Source organism: Acidovorax sp. (assembly GCF_016783915.1).
GTDB lineage: Bacteria > Pseudomonadota > Gammaproteobacteria > Burkholderiales > Burkholderiaceae_C > Acidovorax.
The window spans coordinates 22,399-40,747 of sequence record NZ_JADHVT010000030.1 but is presented as its reverse complement, the minus strand read 5'-3'; the positions used below and the strand labels follow the sequence as shown (position 1 = coordinate 40,747).

Genomic DNA, 18,349 nt, shown 5'->3' with positions numbered 1-18,349 from the left:
TTCAGGCCTCGCCCGAAACGCTGCATGGGCCCATCCCATTGCGCTGCTGCACCTTCCCTCCCGGAGATATCCCGTACATGTCCACCCTCGCACTTCTCGGCATCGGCGCCGGCAGCATTGGCCTGCTCCTGTTGCTCATCATCCGCTGGCAAGTCCATGCCTTCGTGGCGATGATGCTGGTGAGCTTTCTGGTGGCGTTTGCCACCGGCATGCCCATTGGCGACATCATCAGCACGCTGATTGCAGGCATGGGCGGCACGCTGGGTTCGGTGGCCATCCTGGTGGCGCTGGGCTCCATGCTGGGGCGCATGATCGAGGTCTCGGGCGGCGCGGCCAGCCTGGCCAACCGATTCACGCAGCTGCTGGGGCCCACACGGGTGCCCATGGCCCTCACCGCCGCAGCGCTGGTGCTGGCCATCCCCGTGTTTTTTGACGTGGGCTTCATCATCCTGGTGCCCATCGTCTACGGCTTTTGCAAGGCGGCGGGCGTCAACCCCATCAAGTTCGGCCTGCCTGTGGCGGGCATCATGCTGGCCGCACACGTGGTGGTGCCACCGCACCCCGGCATCGTGGGCGGGGCAGCCATCGTCAAGGGCGACATTGGCTGGATCACCATCATTGGCCTGGCCATCTGCATCCCGCTGGCGGCGCTGTCGCAGGTGGTTTCCGGCTGGCTCAACCGCAAGGGCTACCCCATGCTGCCCACAACGGCCGAGCAGTTTGCGGCCTTTGGCAACAGCCAAGAAGGCGCGGACTCCAAGGCCCCCAAGGCTGCTGCCGCCCCCGGTGTGGGCACCATCATGGCGCTCATCCTGATCCCGCTGGCCCTCATCATGGCGGGCACCACGGGCGCCACGCTGCTGCCCAAGGGCGACAGCCTGCGCAATGTGCTGGGCTTCATCGGCTCGCCCATTTTTGCGCTGATGGTGGCTGTGGGCCTGGCGATGTTCCTGCTGGGCCGCAACCAGGGCTGGAACCGCGAGCGCACCAACGCCATCATGGAATCTGCCCTGCCCCCTGCAGCCACCGTGATTCTGGTGACGGGCGCGGGCGGCGTGTTTGCCAAGGTGCTCACCGCCAGCGGCATTGGCACGGCGCTGTCGCAAAGCCTCACCGCCACCCACCTGCCGCTCATCCTGCTGGCGTTCATCATCTCTTTGGCCCTGCGCGCAGCACAGGGCTCGGCCACCGTGGCCATCATCACCACCTGCGGCCTGTTGGCCGACGCCATTGCGGGTGGCGGGTATTCCCCATTGCAAGTAGCGCTGCTCACGGTTGCCATTGGCTTTGGCAGCCTGGGCCTGTCGCACGTCAACGATTCGGGCTTCTGGATCGTGACCCGCTACCTGGGCCTGAGCGTAGGCGACGGCCTGCGCACCTGGACGGTGCTGACCACCGTGCTGGGTCTGGCGGGCTTTGCCCTCACTGCCTTGCTGTGGGCACTGGTGGCCTGAGCCCCCTGTTTTGAATTTCTTTGAAGGACTGACAACATGACAAGACCCACCGTCGGCATCATCGGCCTGGGCGCCATGGGCGCTGGCATTGCCAAGACCCTGCGCAACAACGGTTTCACCATCAACGTGTGCGACGTGCGCCCCGGCGTGGCCGATGCCTTTGTGGCAGACGGTGGCACAGCCCACGCCACCACGGCAGCACTGGCAGCGGTGAGTGATGTGGTGGTGTCGGTGGTGGTCAACGCCGCGCAGACCGAGAGCGTGCTGTTTGGCGACGATGGCCAAAGCGGTGCAGCCAGCACCATGCGCCCCGGCAGCACCTTTGTGATGTGCTCCACGGTGGACCCTAACTGGTCCGTGGCGCTGGAAGCGCGCCTGAACGCCCTGGGCCTGCACTATGTGGACGCGCCTATCTCCGGCGGCGCAGCCAAAGCTGCATCGGGCCAGATGACCATGATGACCTCGGCCAAGCCCGAGGCCTATGCTGCAGCGGGCGCCGTGCTCGACGGCATGGCAGGCAAGGTGTACCGCTTGGGCGACAAGGCGGGCGCGGGCAGCAAGGTCAAGATCATCAACCAGCTGCTGGCCGGTGTGCACATTGCCGTGGCCGCCGAAGCCATGGCCCTGGGCCTGCGCGAAGGCGTGGACGCTGCAGCGCTGTACGAGGTCATCACCCACAGCGCGGGCAACAGCTGGATGTTTGAAAACCGCATGGCCCATGTGCTGGCGGGCGACTACACGCCGCTGTCGGCTGTAGACATCTTCGTAAAGGACCTGGGCTTGGTTCTGGACACCGCACGCGCCAGCAAATTCCCCCTGCCACTGGCTGCCACCGCGCACCAGATGTTCATGCAGGCATCCACCGCAGGCTTTGCCAAGGAAGATGACAGCGCCGTGATCAAGATTTTCCCGGGCATCACATTGCCTGAGGGTAAGGAGAAGGCATGACACGCGCACGCGCACTGCTGGGCTGCATTGCCGACGACTTCACCGGCGCGACCGACCTGGCCAACAACCTGGTGCGCGCAGGCATGCGCGTGGTGCAGGCCATGGGTGTGCCCACGGCCCCGTTGGATGCGGAGGCCGATGCCATCGTGGTGGCCCTGAAGTCGCGCACCATCCCGAAGGACGAAGCCATCGCCCAGTCGCTGGCCGCATTGCAGTGGCTGCAGGCTCAGGGCGCTGAGCAGATCTACTTCAAGTACTGCTCCACGTTTGACAGCACCGCTGAAGGCAATATCGGCCCCGTGACCGATGCGCTGATGCAGGCCCTGGGCACCGACTTCACCATCGCCACGCCCGCCTTCCCCGACAACAAGCGCACGGTGTTCAAGGGCTACTTGTTTGTGGGCGATGTGCTGCTCAGCGAGAGCGGCATGCAGAACCACCCGCTCACGCCCATGGCCGACCCCAACCTGGTGCGCGTGCTGCAGGCACAAACATCGAGCCGCGTGGGCCTGATCGACCACAGCGTGGTCGCACAGGGCGAGGCCGCCATCCGCGCGAGCATCGACCAACTGAAGGCAGAGGGCGTGCGCATGGCTGTGGTCGATGCGGTGTCGAACGCTGACCTGATGCGCCTGGGCCCTGCGCTCAAGGACATGCCGCTGGTCACAGCGGGCTCCGGCGTGGCGATTGGCCTGCCGGGCAACTTTGGCGTGGCCCCCAGCAACGAGGCAGCCCGCCTGCCCGCCGCGCGAGGGCTTCAGGCCATCGTGTCGGGCAGCTGCTCGGTGGCCACCAACCAGCAGGTGATGGATTTCATCAAAGCGGGCCAACCCGCTCTGGCCATCGACCCACTGCGCATCGCGGCAGGCGTGGACGTGGCCGCCGAAGCGCTGGCCTGGGCTGAGGGCCACATTGGCCAAGGCCCGGTGCTGGTGTATTCCACCGCCGAGCCATCGGCCGTGCGTGCCATCCAGGGCAAGCTGGGCTCCGAGAAAGCCGGTGCCATGGTGGAGGAAACCATTGCCGCCATTGCACGCGGCCTGGTGCAGCGCGGTGTGCGCCAGCTCATCGTGGCGGGCGGTGAAACATCCGGTGCCTGTGTGCAGGCCCTGGGCATCACGCAAATGCGCATTGGCGCGCAGATCGACCCCGGCGTGCCGTGGTGCCATGCCGTGGCACCCGACGCCAAGGACGGGCTGCACATCACGCTGAAGTCGGGCAATTTTGGCAGCACCGACTTTTTCACCAAGGCTTTTGCACAATTGTTGGCATGACCTCTACCCCCGCGTTCATGGATGAAGCCCTAGCCCGCGACGAGATCTGCCGCGTGGGCCGCAGCCTGTTTGAGCGGGGCTATGTACACGCCACCGCAGGCAACATCAGCGTGCGCCTGGCAGACGGCTACCTCATCACCCCCACCGATGCCTGCCTGGGAACGTTGCAGCCCGAGCGGCTGGCGCGCCTAGATGGGCAAGGCCAGCAGGTGGCGGGCGACCGTGCCAGCAAGACCATTGCGCTGCACCGGCAGATTTACGACGCATCAGCCAACACCGCAGCGCCCGCCCGCTGCGTGATCCACACCCACAGCACACACCTGGTGGCGTGCTCGCTCCAAGCCGACACAGCTGCAGGCGGACAGTTGATGTCCGATGCGCAATTGCTACCGCCCATCACGCCCTACTTCGTCATGAAGGTGGGCCGCGTGCCGCACATACCCTACCACCGCCCCGGTGATGCCGCAGCTGCAATGCTGGTGGCGCAGACCATCACCCGCTATGCCGCACAGGGCAGCCCTGTGCACGCCGTGATGCTGGCGCGCCTGGGGCCCAACGTGTGGCACGACACGCCTGCCGCCGCCATGGCCGTGCTGGAAGAGCTGGAAGAAACCGCGCGTCTGTGGATGCTGTGCCAACCCCGCCCCACGCCGCTGACCGAGCCCCAGATCGAGGAGCTGCGCCAGAGCTTTGGTGCCCACTGGTAACGGGCGGGCTGTGCCCATGGCGCGGGGACGAAAGAACACACACAAGGAGACAAACCATGACCCTATCTTTCTGGCGCAAAGCCTTTGCTCCCATGCTGCTGGGCGTGCTGGCCACGGGCGGTGCATCGGCTGCGGACTACCCCGCCCCCCAGCATGGCGAGTGGGTCGTCAAGGATTTCCGCTTTCACACCGGCCAGACCCTGCCCGAACTCAAGCTGGCCTACTCCACCGTGGGTAATCCCACAGGCGAGCCGGTACTGGTGCTGCATGGCACCAATGGCTCGGCAGAGAGCATGCTCTCCCCCGGCTTTGCAGGCACGCTGTTTGGCCCCGGCCAGCCGCTGGATGCACGCAAGTACTTCATCATCCTGCCGGACGCCATCGGCACCGGCCGCTCCAGCAAGCCGTCGGACGGCCTGCGCGCTGCGTTTCCGGCCTACAACTATGACGACATGGTGCAGGCCCAGTACCACCTGCTGACAGAGCACCTGGGCGTGCGTCATGTGCGCGCCATCATCGGCAACTCCATGGGCGGCATGCACACCTGGGTGTGGGCCCAGCGCCACCCCGATTTCATGGACGTTGCCGTGCCCATGGCCTCGCTGCCCGCCGCCATGTCAGGCCGCAACTGGATGATGCGCCGCCTGCTGGTCGATGCCATCCGCAACGACCCCGAATGGCAGGGTGGCAATTACACCCGCCAGCCCCGCAGCCTGCAGTTTGCGTCGGTGTTCTTTGGCACCGGCACCAACGGGGGCAACCAGGGCTTGCAAAAGCTGGCCCCCAATCGCGCTGCGGCCGATGCGCTGGTGGAGCAACGCCTCAAAGCCCCTTTCCGTGGCGATGCCAACGACCACATCTACCAATGGGAGGCCTCGCGCGACTACGACCCCGAGCCCGGGCTGGAACGCATTACTGCGCGCGTGCTGGCCATCAACTCGGCCGACGATGAGCGCAACCCGCCCGAACTGGGCGTGCTGGAAAAAGCCATCGCCCGCATCTCGCACGCACAGGCCTACGTGATCCCTGCCAGCGCCGACACCCTCGGCCACAGCACGGTGGGCCTGGCGCGCTTTTACCAAGACCGGCTGGCGCAGGTGCTCACCAACGCACCGCGCCGCTGACCCATATTTTTCAGGAAGCCTTTTTTCATGCCCCGCTTTGCCGCCAACCTGTCCATGCTCTACAACGACGTGGACTTTCTCGACCGCTTTGCCGCCGCTGCCCGCGATGGCTTCCAGGCGGTGGAGTACCTTTTCCCCTACGCCTACCCTGCGCAAGAACTGGCCACACGCCTGCAAGCCAACGGTCTGCAGCAGGTGTTGTTCAACGCCCCGCCTGGCAACTGGGACGCGGGTGAGCGCGGGCTGGCCTGCCTGCCCGGGCGCGAGGACGAGTTCCGCGAAGGCATTGCCAAAGCCATCGAATACGCCCAGGCGCTGCAGTGCCCCCGCATCCACGTGATGGCCGGGCTGGTGCCCCAGGGTGCAGACGCGGCCACCGTGCGCGCCACCTACATCGCCAACGTGCGCCACGCCGCCGAGCAGGCTGCACCGCACGGCATCCAGATCCTGCTGGAGCCCATCAATGGCCGCGACATGCCCGGCTTCTTCCTGAGCCGCCAGGACCAGGCCCACGCGCTGATCGCCGAGATCGGCGCCGCCAACGCGCGCGTGCAGATGGACCTGTACCACTGCCAGATCGTGGAAGGCGACCTGGCCATGAAGGTGCGCCAGTACTTGCCCACAGGCAACGTCGGCCACTTCCAGATTGCCGGTGTGCCCGAGCGGCACGAGCCCGATGTGGGCGAGGTCAACTACACCTACCTGTTCAAGCTGCTGGACCAGTTGGGCTACGACGGCTGGATTGGCTGCGAATACCGCCCGGCACGCGGCGCGGCGCCCCATGCCACATCCGACGGGCTGGGCTGGCTCAAGCCCTGGCTGTAAACAGCACCGCCCGTTCCCCTTTCAATACGCCTTGAAGTTAGCCGCCACCCGCTGGTTCAGGTAGTCGCCCGCGGCAATCGCCGGGTACTTCTTGCCGGGCCCTTCGATGATGGCGTCGCGGTTGGCCTGGGCAAAGAAGGCGATGCTGTAGCGCGGCCCCATGTACTCGCCGGGCAGAGGGTTCTTCACACGGTGGAAGTTGCTGGGCAGCTGGTCGTCGCTCCAGCGCATCAGCATGTCCCCGATGTTGCAGGTGATGGCCTGCTCGTCGGGCTCCACCGAGGTCCAGGCCTGGGTGTCCATCTCCTTGCCCGGGCACACCTGCAGGCCGCCCTGGCCCTGGCGCTGAAAGAGCAGGGTCAGGCAATCAAAGTCGGTATGCGCCCCCGCGCGCCACAGGCCCAGGCTGGCTTGTTGCTCGGGCGGGGTCGCAAAGTAGTGCAGCAGGCGCAAGGTGCTTTGGTAGCTGGCCTGCGCAGGGTCGTGCGCGCGGGCAAAGAAGGCCTCGTCAAACCCCAGCTTCCACGCAAAACACGACAGCACCTGCATGGCCACCTGCCAGCACTGGCCCTCAAACGCGAGCATGGTGGCCTGGAAGCCTGCCAGCTCCTCGTCAGTGGGCCAGAGGCCCGCCATGTGCGGGCGGGTGATCTGGTACGACTCCTTCTGGTCCGGTGTGCCAGTGGAGGGGCGCACCTGCGCGCGGCTCTCCCAGCCCACGTTGAGCGCCTTCTTGAGCGGGTACTGCGCCTTCACGCCATCCGGCAGCGCAAAGAAACGCTCGGTCATCGCAAAGGCGTTGTGCACCTCGGCCAGGTCAATGCCGTGGTTCACGATCTGGAAAAAGCCGACATCGACGGCGGCGTCCCATAGCTGGTCGGCAATCTCGGTCTTGCGCTGAGCAAAGTGGCTGAGGTCGATGCGGCGGATCTCGCGGCTCGCGGTTTCCGAGCCCATCGCGCCCATGCGCGTTTCTTTTTGCAGCTCGGCGAGGTCGTAGGTGGCAGTGGTGGTCATGCAGTTCTCCTGAAGACAAGTGGAAGGAAGAAAGGCCCTCCCGCTGGGTGCTTCAAGAGTGGGTGGCACCGCCTGCGGCGGCCGTCCTTTCAACCCTTGAAGCCACGGTGTGCAAACGCACACCGCTGCGCGCACAGCGGGCTTCAAGAGCAATTTCCGACTGGCACCTCCCCGCGCAGGATGGCACAGGGGGCAATGCAGTGAACGCTTCTACTCTTGCCAATAGCGATGCAAGAAGAATGCCCACGGCGCCTTGCTTGTGTGTTCACGCAGGGTAAGAGCGCTTGTGCACAGCGCATCAAAAGCCATGCATACATGTCACTGATTGTGATTGGCATGCCAAATGCATAGCGCCCTGCGCCACAACGGCGGGCGTGCAGACAGTCCGGCGTTGCAAAACGACAGCCAACCACCCACCATCGACGGAGACACCTACACCATGCACGCGCTCATGTCTGCACCCCCAGCCAGCTTTGACGACCCCACCCCCATCAACGACACCGACGGCACCTACCTGCGCCAGGCCATCGCGTGGTCGTGCACGGCCCGCGCGCGCGGCAACCGGCCGTTTGGTGCGGTGGTCATCAGTGCCGAAGGGCGCCTGCTGGCCGAGGCCTACTGCAACACCACCGAGACCGGCGACTGCACCGGCCACGCCGAGACCAATGCCGTGCGCCAGCTCAGCCCGCGTGTGGGCCGCGATGCCCTGGCCAAGGCCACGCTGTATTCCTCGGCCGAGCCCTGCGTGATGTGCGCGGGCGCCATCTTCTGGTCGGGCATTGGGCGCGTGGTGTTCGGCATTGATGCCGAACGCCTGCGCGTGTTCCGGGGCGAGCGGGCCGAACAGCGCGACGCCGAGCTGTCGTGCCGCGACGTGTTTGCCGCCTCGCCCCACGCCATCGAATGCATCGGCCCGGCGCTGGTCGAAGAAGCCAGCGCGCCCCATATCGGGTTCTGGAAAGTCTGACCCACTCCTGCGCGGGCAGAATCTGCGGCGCACACTCTGCAATCCCCACATGCCTCGCACCAAAGCCATGACCGAATCCGAAGCCGAAGCCGCCTCCGGCGCGCTGCTCAGCCGCGCCAAACAGGGGCGCGAACGCATCTTGGGCGCCATCCGCGAGGCAGCCATTGCCGAGTTCAGTCGCCATGGTTTCAAGGGGGCATCCACCAAAGCCATTGCCGAGCGCGCCGGGCTGACCAAGCCCCAGCTGCACTACTACATCAGCAGTAAGGAAGAGCTGTACGAAGAGCTGCTGTACTCGGTGCTCAACGGCTGGTCGGGCGCCTTCATTTTTGACAGCAACAGCGACGATCCCAAGAAGGTGTTGAGCAGCTACGTGCGCAAAAAACTCGACTACGCGCTGGACAACCCGGGCCTGTCGCGCATCTTCACCACCGAGGTGCTGGGCGGTGGGCGCAACCTGGGCAAATACTGGCCCGTAGCCGTCAAGTCCACCCAGCAGAAGGTGGACCTCATCAACCGCTGGATTGCCGAAGGCCGCATGCGCAAGGTGGACGCCAAGGTTTTGCTGATGCAGATCTGGGGCATGACGCAGCACTACGCCGACTACGGCGTGCAGGTGCACATCATGCTGGGCCTGGCGCCCGACGAGCCCATCGACCGCGAGCCCATCGTGCGCGAACTCACCAGCTTTGTGCTGCTGGGCTGCGGCCTCGCACCAGACTAAGGCCCCCGCCCCATTCTGGGCATCCCTCGGGTGCCCGAGGGGCGAATCCCGGGCAATTTGCACCAGCACGCGGCGTCAAAAGCCCCTTTCAGGCCGCGTTGATCCACCACAAAGACGTTTGACCGCTTTTTGTGGCTGGCACAGCCTTTGCAATAGTTTGACCAATCGATCAAATCACATGGTCAAACAATGCAGACAGCCCCTGACACCGCCGACGCCGCCCGCACAGAACACGCATTCGAGCTGATCCTGCAGCGCAGCCAGATGCGCTTGCCCGTCGCCCCCGGCGAGAGCATGGCCGATGTGCTGCAGCTCGCTGGCGTACCGCTGGAAACCCTGTGCGAGCAGGGCGTGTGCGGCACCTGCGTGACCCGCTGGCTGGACGGCGAGCCCGACCACCGCGACAGCTGCCTGAGCGCTGCAGAGCAAGCCACCCACGTCGCCGTGTGCTGCGCGCGCAGCCACAGCGCCACGCTCACGCTGGACCTGTAGGCCCATCCCCCACAACCCGAAGGACCCCCGCCATGCGCATCCTCGTGATCTATTGCCACCCGGTAGAGACCAGCTACAACGCAGCCCTGCACACCGAGGTGGTGCAGCAGCTGCGCGGCGCGGGCCATGAGGTGGACGACTGCGACCTGTACGCCGAGGGCTTCAACCCCGTGATGACACGCGAAGAGCGCCTGGGCTACCACGAGGTGCCCACTAACCAGTTGCCCGTGCAGGGCTATGTGGACCGCCTGCTCTGGGCCGAAGCCGTGGTCTTCTGCTTTCCCACCTGGTGCTTTGGCATGCCGGCGATGCTCAAGGGATTTTTCGACCGCGTGCTCATGCCCGGCGTGGCCTTTGACATCAGCGATCCGCACAACGTCAAGCCCTCGCTCACGCACATCAAGCGCATCTCGGCCGTGGTCACTTACGGGCGCCCCCGCTGGACGGCCCTGTTCATGGGCGACCCGCCGCGCAAGTCCATCACCCGCTACATGCGCCTGCTCACGGGCGGCAAGGCCCGGGTGGACTACCACGCCTACTACCACATGAACGTGGCCACACCGCCCCGGCTGGCGGCCTTCAAGGCCCGCGTGGGCCAGGCGATGGCGCGCTTTGCATAAGACAACGTTCTAAGGGCCACGGCATGCACGCATCCAACACCCCCGACCACATCCTGCGCGCCCGGTTGCCGCGCTGGCTGCTGCCCTCCGCGTGGCCGCAGCAGGGCCACCAGCCCGCACTGGCCGATCTGCGCCTGGCCCAGGGCCGCATCGTGCAAGTGCTGCCCCACGGCACCCAGCCTGCGCTACACGGCGCTGTGTGGGACGTGGCAGGCGCGCTGGTGCTGCCCGGCCTGGTCGATGCGCACACCCACCTGGACAAGGCCTTCACCCTGCCGCGCATGGGAGAGGTCAAACCCGGCCTGCTGGGCGCCATCGAGGCCATGATGGTGGATCGCCAGGGCTGGACCGAAGCCGACATCCACGCCCGCGCCAGCCGCGCGCTGCAATGGGCCTACGACGCAGGCACCGTCCACCTGCGCACCCACTGCGACTGGTGGGAGCCCGACGCGCAGCCGCTGGCCTGGAACGTGTTGCACGCACTGGCCCACGACTGGGCCGACCGCATCACGCTGGAGCGCGTGAGCCTGATCCCCCTGCACCTGTACGCAGACCGCAGCGCTGCCCTACGGCTGGCCGCCACCGTGGCCGCCAGCGGCCCCGGAGCACTACTGGGCGGCTTTGTGCATTCCACCAACTGGGATCCGCAGGCGCTGCGCCACCTGCTGGAAGCCGCACAACACCACGGGCTGAACGTGGACCTGCATGTGGACGAAGAACTGCACCCCGGCGCCCAGGGCTTGGCGACCACGGCCGCACTGCTCAAGGAGCTGGGTTTCGAAGGCCATGTGGTCTGCGGCCACACCTGCGCGCTGGCCGCACAGGACGAGGCCACGGCCCTCGCCACGCTCGATGCCGTGGCACAAAGCCCCATCACCCTGGTCACGCTGCCCATCACCAACCTGCTGCTGCAGGACGCCACCACCGGCCGCACGCCGCGCCAGCGTGGTCTGACGCTGGTGAAGGAGGCCCGTGCACGCGGCATCCCGGTGCTGGTCGCCAGCGACAACGTGCAAGACCCGTTCTGCCCCGTGGGCAGCTTTGACCCGCTGGAAGCCCTGGCCACGGGTGTGCTGGCTGCGCAACTGGATGCACCTTTCGACCAATGGAGCGAATCGCTGTGCCGCGCCGACTGGCTGTGCACCGGCCGCACTGGCACCACGGCGCTGCCGCTGCAGCCTGGCACGGTGGCTGACCTGCTGGTCTTCACGCAGGCTGACCACTGGGGCTTTCCATCGCGCGCACAAAGCCGTGTGGTGCTGCGCCAGGGCCGCGTCGCCAGCGGCCATGCACCGGCTGCCTGGCATGTGCCAACCACCCAATCCACAAGGAGCCTCGCATGAGCCCCACATCTGCGCCAGGTATCGCCCAGCCCCTGGCCCGCTACGCCGCATGGCGCCGCGCAGGCGACTTCATCTACCTGAGCGGGATCATTGCCGTGGACCCTGCCGCCAGCCGCATCGTGCGTGGCTACGACGACATCCCGCATGAGGCCGCCACGCTGATTGGCCGCACGGGCGAGTTCAGCAGCGACATCAAGGAGGGCCCCATCCTCGCGCAGAGCTGGTATGTGCTCGACCGCATCCGCCAGACCATCGAGGCCGCAGGCGGCCAGATGTCCGACGTGTTCAAGCTGGTGCAGTACTTCAAGAACCTGGACCACTTCCCACAGTACAGCCGCGTGCGCAAGCTGTTCTTCCCCGGCGAGCCCCCCGCATCCACCGTAGTGGAAGTGAGCGGCATGTTGCCCACGCCCGACATCCTGATCGAGGTCGAAGCCACGGCCTATCTGCCACAGCGCTGATACACCCCCAACACCTTCACGAAAGTCTTTCATGCTGCACGGCTACAACCCGCCCCACCGCTACCTGCCCTACCTGAGCTGGACCGAGATCGCCGACCTGCCCGACAAGGAAAACACCGTCATCGTGCTGCCCACGGGCGCCACCGAGCAGCACGGCCCGCACCTGCCCTGTGCGGTGGACACGGTGATCAGCGCGGGTGTGGTGGGCCATGCGCTGGCGCGCCTGCCGGCCGATGTGCCTGCGTTTGCGATGGCGCCAATCACCTACGGCAAGTCCGAAGAGCACCTGCACTTCCCCGGCACCGTCACGCTGAGCGGCGAGACCCTGCTGGCCACCATGAACGAGGTGGGCGAGTCGGTATACCGCGCGGGTTTTCGCAAGCTGCTGTTCGTCAACGGCCACGGCGGCCAGCCGCAGGTGATGGAAATGTGCGCGCGCGAGCTGCGCCTGCGCCATGGCGACTTCATCGTCGTGCCCAGCTTCACCTGGCGTGTGCCGCATGTGGCGGGCAAGTACCTGTCCGACACCGAAAAGAAACTGGCGATGCACGCAGGCCACGCCGAGACGGCGCTGATGCTGGCGCTGGCCCCCGACACCGTGCACATGGAGCGTGCGGTAGTCAACTACCCGCCCGTTTTTGACTCGCCCCTGCTCTCACCCGACGGCCGCCCGGCCTGCGCCTGGAGTGCGCGCGACTTCGGCCCCAGCGGAATCATTGGCGACCCGCTTCCCGCCACGGCCGAACAAGGGCACGCCATCCTCGACTCGCTGGCCGTGAGCTGGGCCGCCGCCATTGCCGAGCTGCACAAGTTGCAGTGGGCACCGCGCGCTGAGCCCACCTGGGGCCGCGCCCATCACACCGGCCACGTGGAGCACTCCAGCGCACTGGCCTGAAACCTGCGAACGCCACCGCAAAACCTTTTCGCCTTCCCCTTCGTTGTCCCTTCGTTCCACCTCCACCACCCTACCGGAGTACCACCATGATGAAGACCGCCTCCCGCCTTTCCAAATTGGGTGCAGCCGCGCTGCTCGCTGTTGGTGCCGTCGGCACCATGCAGGCCCACGCGCAGGAAAAGTTCACCTACATGACCAACTGGTATGCGCAGGCCGAGCATGGCGGCTTCTACCAGGCGGTGGCCACGGGCCTGTACAAAAAGTACGGGCTGGATGTGACCATCAAGATGGGCGGCCCGCAGGTCAACATCGTGCAGATGATGGCCGCCGGCCAGGCCGAATGCGTGATGGGGTCGAGCGACCTGCAGATGATCCAGATGCGTGAAGGCGGCGTGCCCGTGGTCAACGTGGCGGCCGTGTTCCAGAAGGACCCGCAGGTACTCATCGCCCACGAGGACGTGAAGAAATTCGAAGACCTCAAGGGCAAGACCATCCTGATCGCCTCGTCGGCCCAGCGCGGCTACTGGCCCTGGCTCAAGGCCAAGTACGGCTTCACCGATTCGCAGACCCGCCCCTACACCTTCAACATCCAGCCCTTTGTCGCTGACAAGAACTCCGCCCAGCAGGGTTACCTGACGTCCGAGCCGTTTGCGATTGCCAAGGCGGGCGTTAAGGCAAACACGCTGATGTTCAGCGACCAAGGCTACCCCGCCTATGCCACCACCATCTCGTGCATGGAAAAGACGGTGAAGGACCGCAGCGCCGCTGTGGCCTCGTTCGTGAAGGCGTCGATGGAAGGCTGGAAGAGCTACTTGGCAGACCCAGCCCCCGCCAACGCGCTCATCAAGAAGGACAACCCCAACATGACCGACGAGCAGCTCGCCTACAGCGTGGCCAAGCTCAAGGAAATGGGCATGGCCACGGGCGGCGATGCCACCACCATGGGCATCGGCATCATGACCGACGCGCGCGCCAAGGCCAGCTACGACTTCCTGGTGGACGCCAAGCTCATCGACCCTGCCAAGGTGAAGCTGGCCGAGACCTACACCACGTCGTTCGTCAAAGACCTCAAGGTTCTTCCTTGATCCCCCCTGAGTCGCTTCGCGCCTTCCCCCAAGGGGGACAACGCCCTCGCTGCGGGGCGGCCCTTGCTCGGCGTTCGCTGGCTCGGGCCGCGCCAGTTTCCAGCGGCTGGCGCCAAGCCAAGCGCTACGACAGATAAGCCCCATCGCCCTGACACAGCGGCCAGCCTCCCCGGCCACATCCATCGAAAGGCACCACCATGTCCATTCCCGCTGCCTCGCCACCTCTGGCACCCGCGCCGCGCCCCACACCCGCCGTGGAGGTGCTCTCGGCCGAAAAAACCTACCCCAATGGCACCCAGGCCCTGCTGCCGGTAGACCTGACCATTGAGGAAGGCGAATTCGTCACCCTGCTCGGCCCCTCGGGCTGCGGCAAGAGCACGCTGCTGAAAATGGTGGCGGGCCTGCTGGAGCCCACCGACGGCCGCCTACACCTGTGGCGCAAGCCCGTGGCGCAGCTGGACGAAAGCGGCAAGAAGATGGCGTTTGTTTTCCAGTCGCCCACGCTCATGCCCTGGGCCAGTGTGCAGACCAATGTGCGTCTGCCGCTGGACCTGGCGGGCGTGCCGCGTGCCGAGGCCGATGCGCGCGTGACCGAAGCACTGGCGCTGGTGGGGTTGTCAAAGTTTGCCAACGCCCTGCCCCGCGCGCTGTCCGGCGGCATGCAGATGCGCGTATCGATTGCGCGCGGCCTGGTCACCCAGCCCGACCTGCTGTTGATGGATGAGCCCTTTGGCGCACTGGATGAAATCACTCGCCACAAGCTCGACGCTGACCTGCTCGACTTGTGGCGCAAGAAGAAGCTCACTGTGATCTTTGTGACGCACTCGATCCACGAGGCGGTGTTCCTCTCCAGCCGCGTGGTCATGATGGCTGCGCGCCCGGGCCGAGTGGTCGAAGAGTTCCGCATCGATGCGCCCTACCCCCGCACGGCCGACTTCATGGTGTCGCCCGAATTCAGCCGCTACGCCAAGCTGCTGCAGGACAGCCTGCTGCGCGCCAGCGTGGACACCGAGGAGACCGTGGCATGAGCACCCCCTTCCCTTCCGCACCGATGGCGTCGCCCGTGGTCACCGCCCACCCCGCAGCCGCCCCGCGCTCAGCGCCCGCAGCAGTCGCTGCCAAACCTGCCGCCAAGGCCACACCCAAACGCCCGCCGCTCATGGCCCAACCCCGCGTGCAGCGCGTGGTCTACCCCGTGCTGGTCGGCCTGGTGCTGATCGCGCTGTGGCAGGGGCTGGTCACGGCCATGGAGCTGCCACCCTACCTGGTGCCCTCGCCCATCCTGATGATGAAGACGCTGTTCACCGACTGGGCCGCCCTGGGCGGCTCGCTGTGGGTCACCGTCAAGATCACGGTGCTGGCCTTTGTGGTGGCCACGGTGGCGGGTGTGCTCATCTCGTTCCTGTTCGTTCAGAGCAAACGCATCGAGACCGCACTCTTCCCCTACGCCGTGCTGCTGCAGGTCACGCCCATCGTGGCCGTGGCGCCGCTCATCATCATCTGGGTGAAGGACCCAACGGCGTCGATGGTGATCTGCGCCGCACTGGTGGCCCTGTTCCCCATCATCAGCAACACCACGCTGGGTTTGCGCAGTGTGGAGCCTGACCTGCAAAGCTACTTCCAGCTCAACCGCGCCACGCGGCTGCAGACGCTGCTGCGTCTGCGCATCCCGAGCGCGCTGCCCTACTTCTTTGGCGGGCTGCGCATTTCCAGCGGCCTGGCTCTCATCGGCGCTGTGGTGGCTGAGTTTGTGGCGGGCACCGGGGGTCAGGGTGCGGGGCTGGCATACCAAATATTGCAGGCGGGCTTTCAGCTCAACATCCCCCGCATGTTTGCTGCACTGCTGCTGATATCGCTCACCGGCGTCGCGCTCTTCGTGCTGATGGCGTGGCTCACGCGCATAGCACTCGGCGGCTGGCACGCCTCCGAAAACTCGCAGGACTGAACCCAACACTTCCGACACCACACCGCGCACAACCATCGGGTTGCGCGGTGCAGGCCCCCTTTCGCCCAAAAACGGCCCCATCGGCCCTCAGGAGATACGACATGACCGCGACCACCGCCCATCAACTGCCCGACCTGCTGCCCGACCTCGACTGGATCGCCGACCCGCTGCGCGTGGGCCGCCTCTCGCAGGACTTTGCCTGGTTCAGCCCCGTGCTCAAACGCGACCTGGCGGGCAAGCGCGGCGACATCGCCGTGCGCCCGCGCACCGAAGCAGAAATCCGGCAGGTAGTGGCCGCCTGCGCCAGCGCGGGCATCGCCCTCACCGTGCGCGGCAGCGGCACCGGCAACTATGGCCAGAGCACGCCACTGCACGGCGGCGTGATCCTGGATCTGTCGGGCTACAACGCCTTTGGCTGGGTGCGCGGCGGTGTGGGCCGCGCGCAGTCGGGCATCCGGCTGGCAGACTTTGACGCACAGGCCAAGCCGCACGGGCAAGAGCTGCGCTGGCTGCCCAGCACCTACCGCAGCGCCACGCTGGGCGGGCTGTTTGGCGGCGGCTTTGGGGGCGCAGGCTCCATCAACCACGGCCCGCTGGCCGCGCCCGGCAACGTGCTGGCCGTGCGAGCGATGACGGTGGAGCCTGAGCCACAGGTCATCGAGTTGCGCGGCCCCGAGGCCATGCTGCTGCACCACACCTACGGCACCAACGGCATCGTTCTGGAGCTGGAAGTGGCCCTGACCCCTGCCGTGGAGTGGACCGAATGCATCGCCACCTTCGCGCAGTTTGACGCCGCGCTGGAGTTTGCCGACCGCTTTGGCAGCGCCCCCGGGCTGGAGAAAAAAGAGGTGTGTTTTCTGGCTGCACCCATCCCGCAGTACTTCACCAGTCTGGCAGAGCACCTGCCTGCCGACCAGCACGCGGTGCTGCTGCTGGTAGCCCCGCACTCCGAGGCCGGCATGCGCGACATGGTGGCGCAGCACGGCGGCCAGGTCACCTACCGCAAGACGGCCGACGAAGTGGCCAGCAGCCACAAGACGCTGCTCGAATACACCTGGAACCACACCACCCTGCACGCCCTCAAGGTGGACAAGGGCCTGACCTACATCCAGAGCGGCTTCAACCCCATGCACCGCCTCAAGCAGGTGAAGGCGCTGGAGGCCGCGCTGAAGGGCGAGGTGATGATGCACCTGGAGTTCTTGCGCACCAAGGAAGGCGCCTTCAACTGCAGCGGCCTGCAGATCATCCGCTACACCACCGAAGAGCGCCTGAACCAGATCATGCAGATCTACCGCGACCACGGCGTGCAGATCAACAACCCACATGTGTACATCGTGGAAGACGGCAAGCAGAACAACCTGGACCCGGCCGTGGTGGGCATGAAGCGCCGCTTTGACCCCCAGGGCCTGCTCAACCCGGGCAAGCTGCGCAGCTGGTACACGGCCGAACCCACAGCCCCCGTGCAGACACCTGTACGCCAAACAGCGTAGAGAAAACGGGTGGCGCGTGTCGCACCCACGGGCCTCTACCGCTTACCTGCAGGGCATAATCAGCTACTCATTTAGTAGCAAACCACCGAAACATGCCCTGGCACGCCCGCCTTCAGCTCGACTACACGGCAGAACACAACGCCCGCACGGTAGCCCGCTACGAGCACAACGGGCCGCTGCGCATCCTGCAAAGCCTGTACCCCGAGGGCGACGCCATCTGCCACAACGTGCTGGTGCACCCCCCCGGTGGCCTGGTGGGCGGCGACACGCTGGACATCACCGCCACCGTGGGCCCCGGCGCCCACGGCCTGGTCACCACGCCCGGCGCCACGCGCTTCTACCGCTCCACCGGCCCGCTGGCGCCGCAACGCAGCCACCTCACCCTGGCCGAGGGCGCGCGCCTGGAATGGCTGCCGCTGGAAGCCCTGTGCTACAGCGCCTGCCACGCTGAAAACCACCTCACGCTGAACCTCGCCCCCGGCGCCGAGTGCATCGCCTGGGACGTGACCGCGCTGGGCCTGCCGCACGCGGGCCAGCCGTTTGAACAAGGCCGCTTCACACAGCACCTGGAAGTGCCCGGCCTGTGGCTGGAGCGCGGCGTGATCGACGCCGCCGATGACCGGCTGCTGAGTAGCCCCTTGGGTTTAGCGGGCCACCGTTGCATGGCCAGCATGTTCCTTGCCGCAGGCACGCCACTGGACCGCACCCGCCGCGACGCGGCCTTGGACGCGGCCCGTGCAGTGATGGATCAGCACCCCCAGGTCAAGTCCACCGCTGGCGCCACCAGCCCCAACGATCGCATGGTGGTGGTGCGCGTGTTGGCGCCGCAGGTGGAGCCTGCGATGAAACTGCTCAAGGCCGTGCGCGTGGCGTGGCGGGAGGTGTTGTGGGGACTGGAGGGGGAGGCGCCTAGGATTTGGGCGATGTAGGGCGCCGGGTTCAATACCTTAAAAGGTATCGAAGTCAACTCTTACTAAT

The 18,349-nt window shown here is 66.1% G+C and carries 19 protein-coding genes; 18 read left to right on the top strand and 1 reads right to left on the bottom strand.

From position 1 onward, the window contains the following. From ISS20_RS08580 to otnI, 6 genes are all read left to right on the top strand, one after another. On the top strand, positions 1-1,454 hold a 1,454-nt coding region (locus ISS20_RS08580; RefSeq protein WP_291435602.1), incomplete at its 5' end, for a GntP family transporter. A gap of 36 nt (positions 1,455-1,490) precedes the next feature. Continuing rightward, a complete protein-coding gene (ltnD, locus tag ISS20_RS08575) occupies positions 1,491-2,402 on the top strand; it encodes an L-threonate dehydrogenase (protein ID WP_291435601.1) in 912 nt (303 codons plus the stop codon). Then, positions 2,399-3,676, top strand: coding sequence for a 3-oxo-tetronate kinase (otnK, locus tag ISS20_RS08570; protein WP_291435599.1), 1,278 nt, complete (start codon positions 2,399-2,401; stop codon positions 3,674-3,676). Before ltnD ends, otnK begins: the two co-directional genes overlap by 4 nt. A gap of 17 nt (positions 3,677-3,693) precedes the next feature. Then, positions 3,694-4,383: an aldolase gene (locus ISS20_RS08565; protein WP_291435610.1), complete on the top strand. Its 690-nt coding sequence runs from the start codon at positions 3,694-3,696 to the stop codon at positions 4,381-4,383. Between the two features lie 56 nt (positions 4,384-4,439). Beyond that, positions 4,440-5,507 carry an alpha/beta fold hydrolase gene (locus ISS20_RS08560; protein WP_291435597.1) on the top strand — a complete coding sequence of 356 codons (1,068 nt, stop codon included), beginning with the start codon at positions 4,440-4,442 and terminating at the stop codon, positions 5,505-5,507. Between the two features lie 27 nt (positions 5,508-5,534). Further along, complete coding sequence (gene otnI / locus ISS20_RS08555; protein ID WP_291435595.1) at positions 5,535-6,332, top strand: 2-oxo-tetronate isomerase; 798 nt, start codon at positions 5,535-5,537, stop codon at positions 6,330-6,332. Between the two features lie 21 nt (positions 6,333-6,353). On the opposite strand, the gene ISS20_RS08550 is transcribed toward otnI, so the two are convergent. Next, positions 6,354-7,349, bottom strand: a complete 996-nt coding sequence (locus tag ISS20_RS08550; protein WP_291435593.1) for a 2OG-Fe(II) oxygenase family protein — start codon at positions 7,347-7,349, stop codon at positions 6,354-6,356. 439 nt (positions 7,350-7,788) lie between these two features. Here ISS20_RS08550 and ISS20_RS08545 point away from each other — a divergent pair, with 439 nt between their 5' ends. The 12 genes from ISS20_RS08545 to ISS20_RS08490 all read left to right on the top strand — a co-directional run bounded on the left by ISS20_RS08545 (position 7,789) and on the right by ISS20_RS08490 (position 18,300). Then, the gene (locus ISS20_RS08545) at positions 7,789-8,316 is read left to right on the top strand and encodes a nucleoside deaminase (RefSeq protein ID WP_043566080.1); all 528 of its coding nucleotides are present in this window, start codon (positions 7,789-7,791) and stop codon (positions 8,314-8,316) included. Positions 8,317-8,383: 67 nt separating this feature from the next. Continuing rightward, complete coding sequence (locus tag ISS20_RS08540; protein ID WP_056747723.1) at positions 8,384-9,040, top strand: TetR/AcrR family transcriptional regulator; 657 nt, start codon at positions 8,384-8,386, stop codon at positions 9,038-9,040. Between the two features lie 189 nt (positions 9,041-9,229). Next, complete coding sequence (locus ISS20_RS08535) at positions 9,230-9,532, top strand: 2Fe-2S iron-sulfur cluster binding domain-containing protein (protein ID WP_099729425.1); 303 nt, start codon at positions 9,230-9,232, stop codon at positions 9,530-9,532. A 32-nt stretch (positions 9,533-9,564) separates the two neighbouring features. Then, positions 9,565-10,152, top strand: a complete 588-nt coding sequence (locus tag ISS20_RS08530) for an NAD(P)H-dependent oxidoreductase (protein ID WP_291435590.1) — start codon at positions 9,565-9,567, stop codon at positions 10,150-10,152. 23 nt (positions 10,153-10,175) lie between these two features. Then, on the top strand, positions 10,176-11,495 hold the full coding sequence (locus ISS20_RS08525) for an amidohydrolase family protein (protein ID WP_291435588.1): 1,320 nt from the start codon (positions 10,176-10,178) through the stop codon (positions 11,493-11,495). After that, positions 11,492-11,956, top strand: coding sequence for a RidA family protein (locus tag ISS20_RS08520; protein ID WP_056747374.1), 465 nt, complete (start codon positions 11,492-11,494; stop codon positions 11,954-11,956). Before ISS20_RS08525 ends, ISS20_RS08520 begins: the two co-directional genes overlap by 4 nt. 31 nt (positions 11,957-11,987) lie before the next feature. After that, positions 11,988-12,851, top strand: coding sequence for a creatininase family protein (locus ISS20_RS08515; protein WP_291435583.1), 864 nt, complete (start codon positions 11,988-11,990; stop codon positions 12,849-12,851). A gap of 86 nt (positions 12,852-12,937) precedes the next feature. Further along, complete coding sequence (locus ISS20_RS08510; RefSeq protein ID WP_291435581.1) at positions 12,938-13,936, top strand: ABC transporter substrate-binding protein; 999 nt, start codon at positions 12,938-12,940, stop codon at positions 13,934-13,936. Positions 13,937-14,133: 197 nt separating this feature from the next. Beyond that, a complete protein-coding gene (locus ISS20_RS08505; RefSeq protein WP_094286805.1) occupies positions 14,134-14,964 on the top strand; it encodes an ABC transporter ATP-binding protein in 831 nt (276 codons plus the stop codon). Positions 14,965-15,095: 131 nt separating this feature from the next. Next, the gene (locus tag ISS20_RS08500; protein ID WP_291435604.1) at positions 15,096-15,881 is read left to right on the top strand and encodes an ABC transporter permease; all 786 of its coding nucleotides are present in this window, start codon (positions 15,096-15,098) and stop codon (positions 15,879-15,881) included. 101 nt (positions 15,882-15,982) lie between these two features. Then, positions 15,983-17,371 (top strand): FAD-binding oxidoreductase, encoded by a 1,389-nt coding sequence (locus ISS20_RS08495; protein WP_291435577.1) that lies wholly within the window; start codon positions 15,983-15,985, stop codon positions 17,369-17,371. Positions 17,372-17,463: 92 nt separating this feature from the next. Continuing rightward, a complete protein-coding gene (locus ISS20_RS08490; RefSeq protein WP_291435575.1) occupies positions 17,464-18,300 on the top strand; it encodes an urease accessory protein UreD in 837 nt (278 codons plus the stop codon). Positions 18,301-18,349: the final 49 nt, after the last annotated feature.

What these genes read in the sequence shown, in the direction of transcription:
- ISS20_RS08525 (WP_291435588.1), top strand. Translation starts at nt 10,176, where the DNA reads ATGCACGCATCCAACACCCCCGACCACATCCTGCGCGCCCGGTTGCCG.
- ISS20_RS08540 (WP_056747723.1), top strand. Translation starts at nt 8,384, where the DNA reads ATGACCGAATCCGAAGCCGAAGCCGCCTCCGGCGCGCTGCTCAGCCGC.
- ISS20_RS08530 (WP_291435590.1), top strand. Translation starts at nt 9,565, where the DNA reads ATGCGCATCCTCGTGATCTATTGCCACCCGGTAGAGACCAGCTACAAC.
- ISS20_RS08560 (WP_291435597.1), top strand. Translation starts at nt 4,440, where the DNA reads ATGACCCTATCTTTCTGGCGCAAAGCCTTTGCTCCCATGCTGCTGGGC.
- otnI (WP_291435595.1), top strand. Translation starts at nt 5,535, where the DNA reads ATGCCCCGCTTTGCCGCCAACCTGTCCATGCTCTACAACGACGTGGAC.
- otnK (WP_291435599.1), top strand. Translation starts at nt 2,399, where the DNA reads ATGACACGCGCACGCGCACTGCTGGGCTGCATTGCCGACGACTTCACC.
- ISS20_RS08545 (WP_043566080.1), top strand. Translation starts at nt 7,789, where the DNA reads ATGCACGCGCTCATGTCTGCACCCCCAGCCAGCTTTGACGACCCCACC.
- ISS20_RS08520 (WP_056747374.1), top strand. Translation starts at nt 11,492, where the DNA reads ATGAGCCCCACATCTGCGCCAGGTATCGCCCAGCCCCTGGCCCGCTAC.
- ISS20_RS08550 (WP_291435593.1), bottom strand. Translation starts at nt 7,349, where the DNA reads ATGACCACCACTGCCACCTACGACCTCGCCGAGCTGCAAAAAGAAACG.
- ISS20_RS08510 (WP_291435581.1), top strand. Translation starts at nt 12,938, where the DNA reads ATGATGAAGACCGCCTCCCGCCTTTCCAAATTGGGTGCAGCCGCGCTG.
- ISS20_RS08490 (WP_291435575.1), top strand. Translation starts at nt 17,464, where the DNA reads ATGCCCTGGCACGCCCGCCTTCAGCTCGACTACACGGCAGAACACAAC.
- ISS20_RS08515 (WP_291435583.1), top strand. Translation starts at nt 11,988, where the DNA reads ATGCTGCACGGCTACAACCCGCCCCACCGCTACCTGCCCTACCTGAGC.
- ISS20_RS08535 (WP_099729425.1), top strand. Translation starts at nt 9,230, where the DNA reads ATGCAGACAGCCCCTGACACCGCCGACGCCGCCCGCACAGAACACGCA.
- ISS20_RS08505 (WP_094286805.1), top strand. Translation starts at nt 14,134, where the DNA reads ATGTCCATTCCCGCTGCCTCGCCACCTCTGGCACCCGCGCCGCGCCCC.
- ISS20_RS08500 (WP_291435604.1), top strand. Translation starts at nt 15,096, where the DNA reads ATGGCCCAACCCCGCGTGCAGCGCGTGGTCTACCCCGTGCTGGTCGGC.
- ISS20_RS08565 (WP_291435610.1), top strand. Translation starts at nt 3,694, where the DNA reads ATGGATGAAGCCCTAGCCCGCGACGAGATCTGCCGCGTGGGCCGCAGC.
- ISS20_RS08495 (WP_291435577.1), top strand. Translation starts at nt 15,983, where the DNA reads ATGACCGCGACCACCGCCCATCAACTGCCCGACCTGCTGCCCGACCTC.
- ltnD (WP_291435601.1), top strand. Translation starts at nt 1,491, where the DNA reads ATGACAAGACCCACCGTCGGCATCATCGGCCTGGGCGCCATGGGCGCT.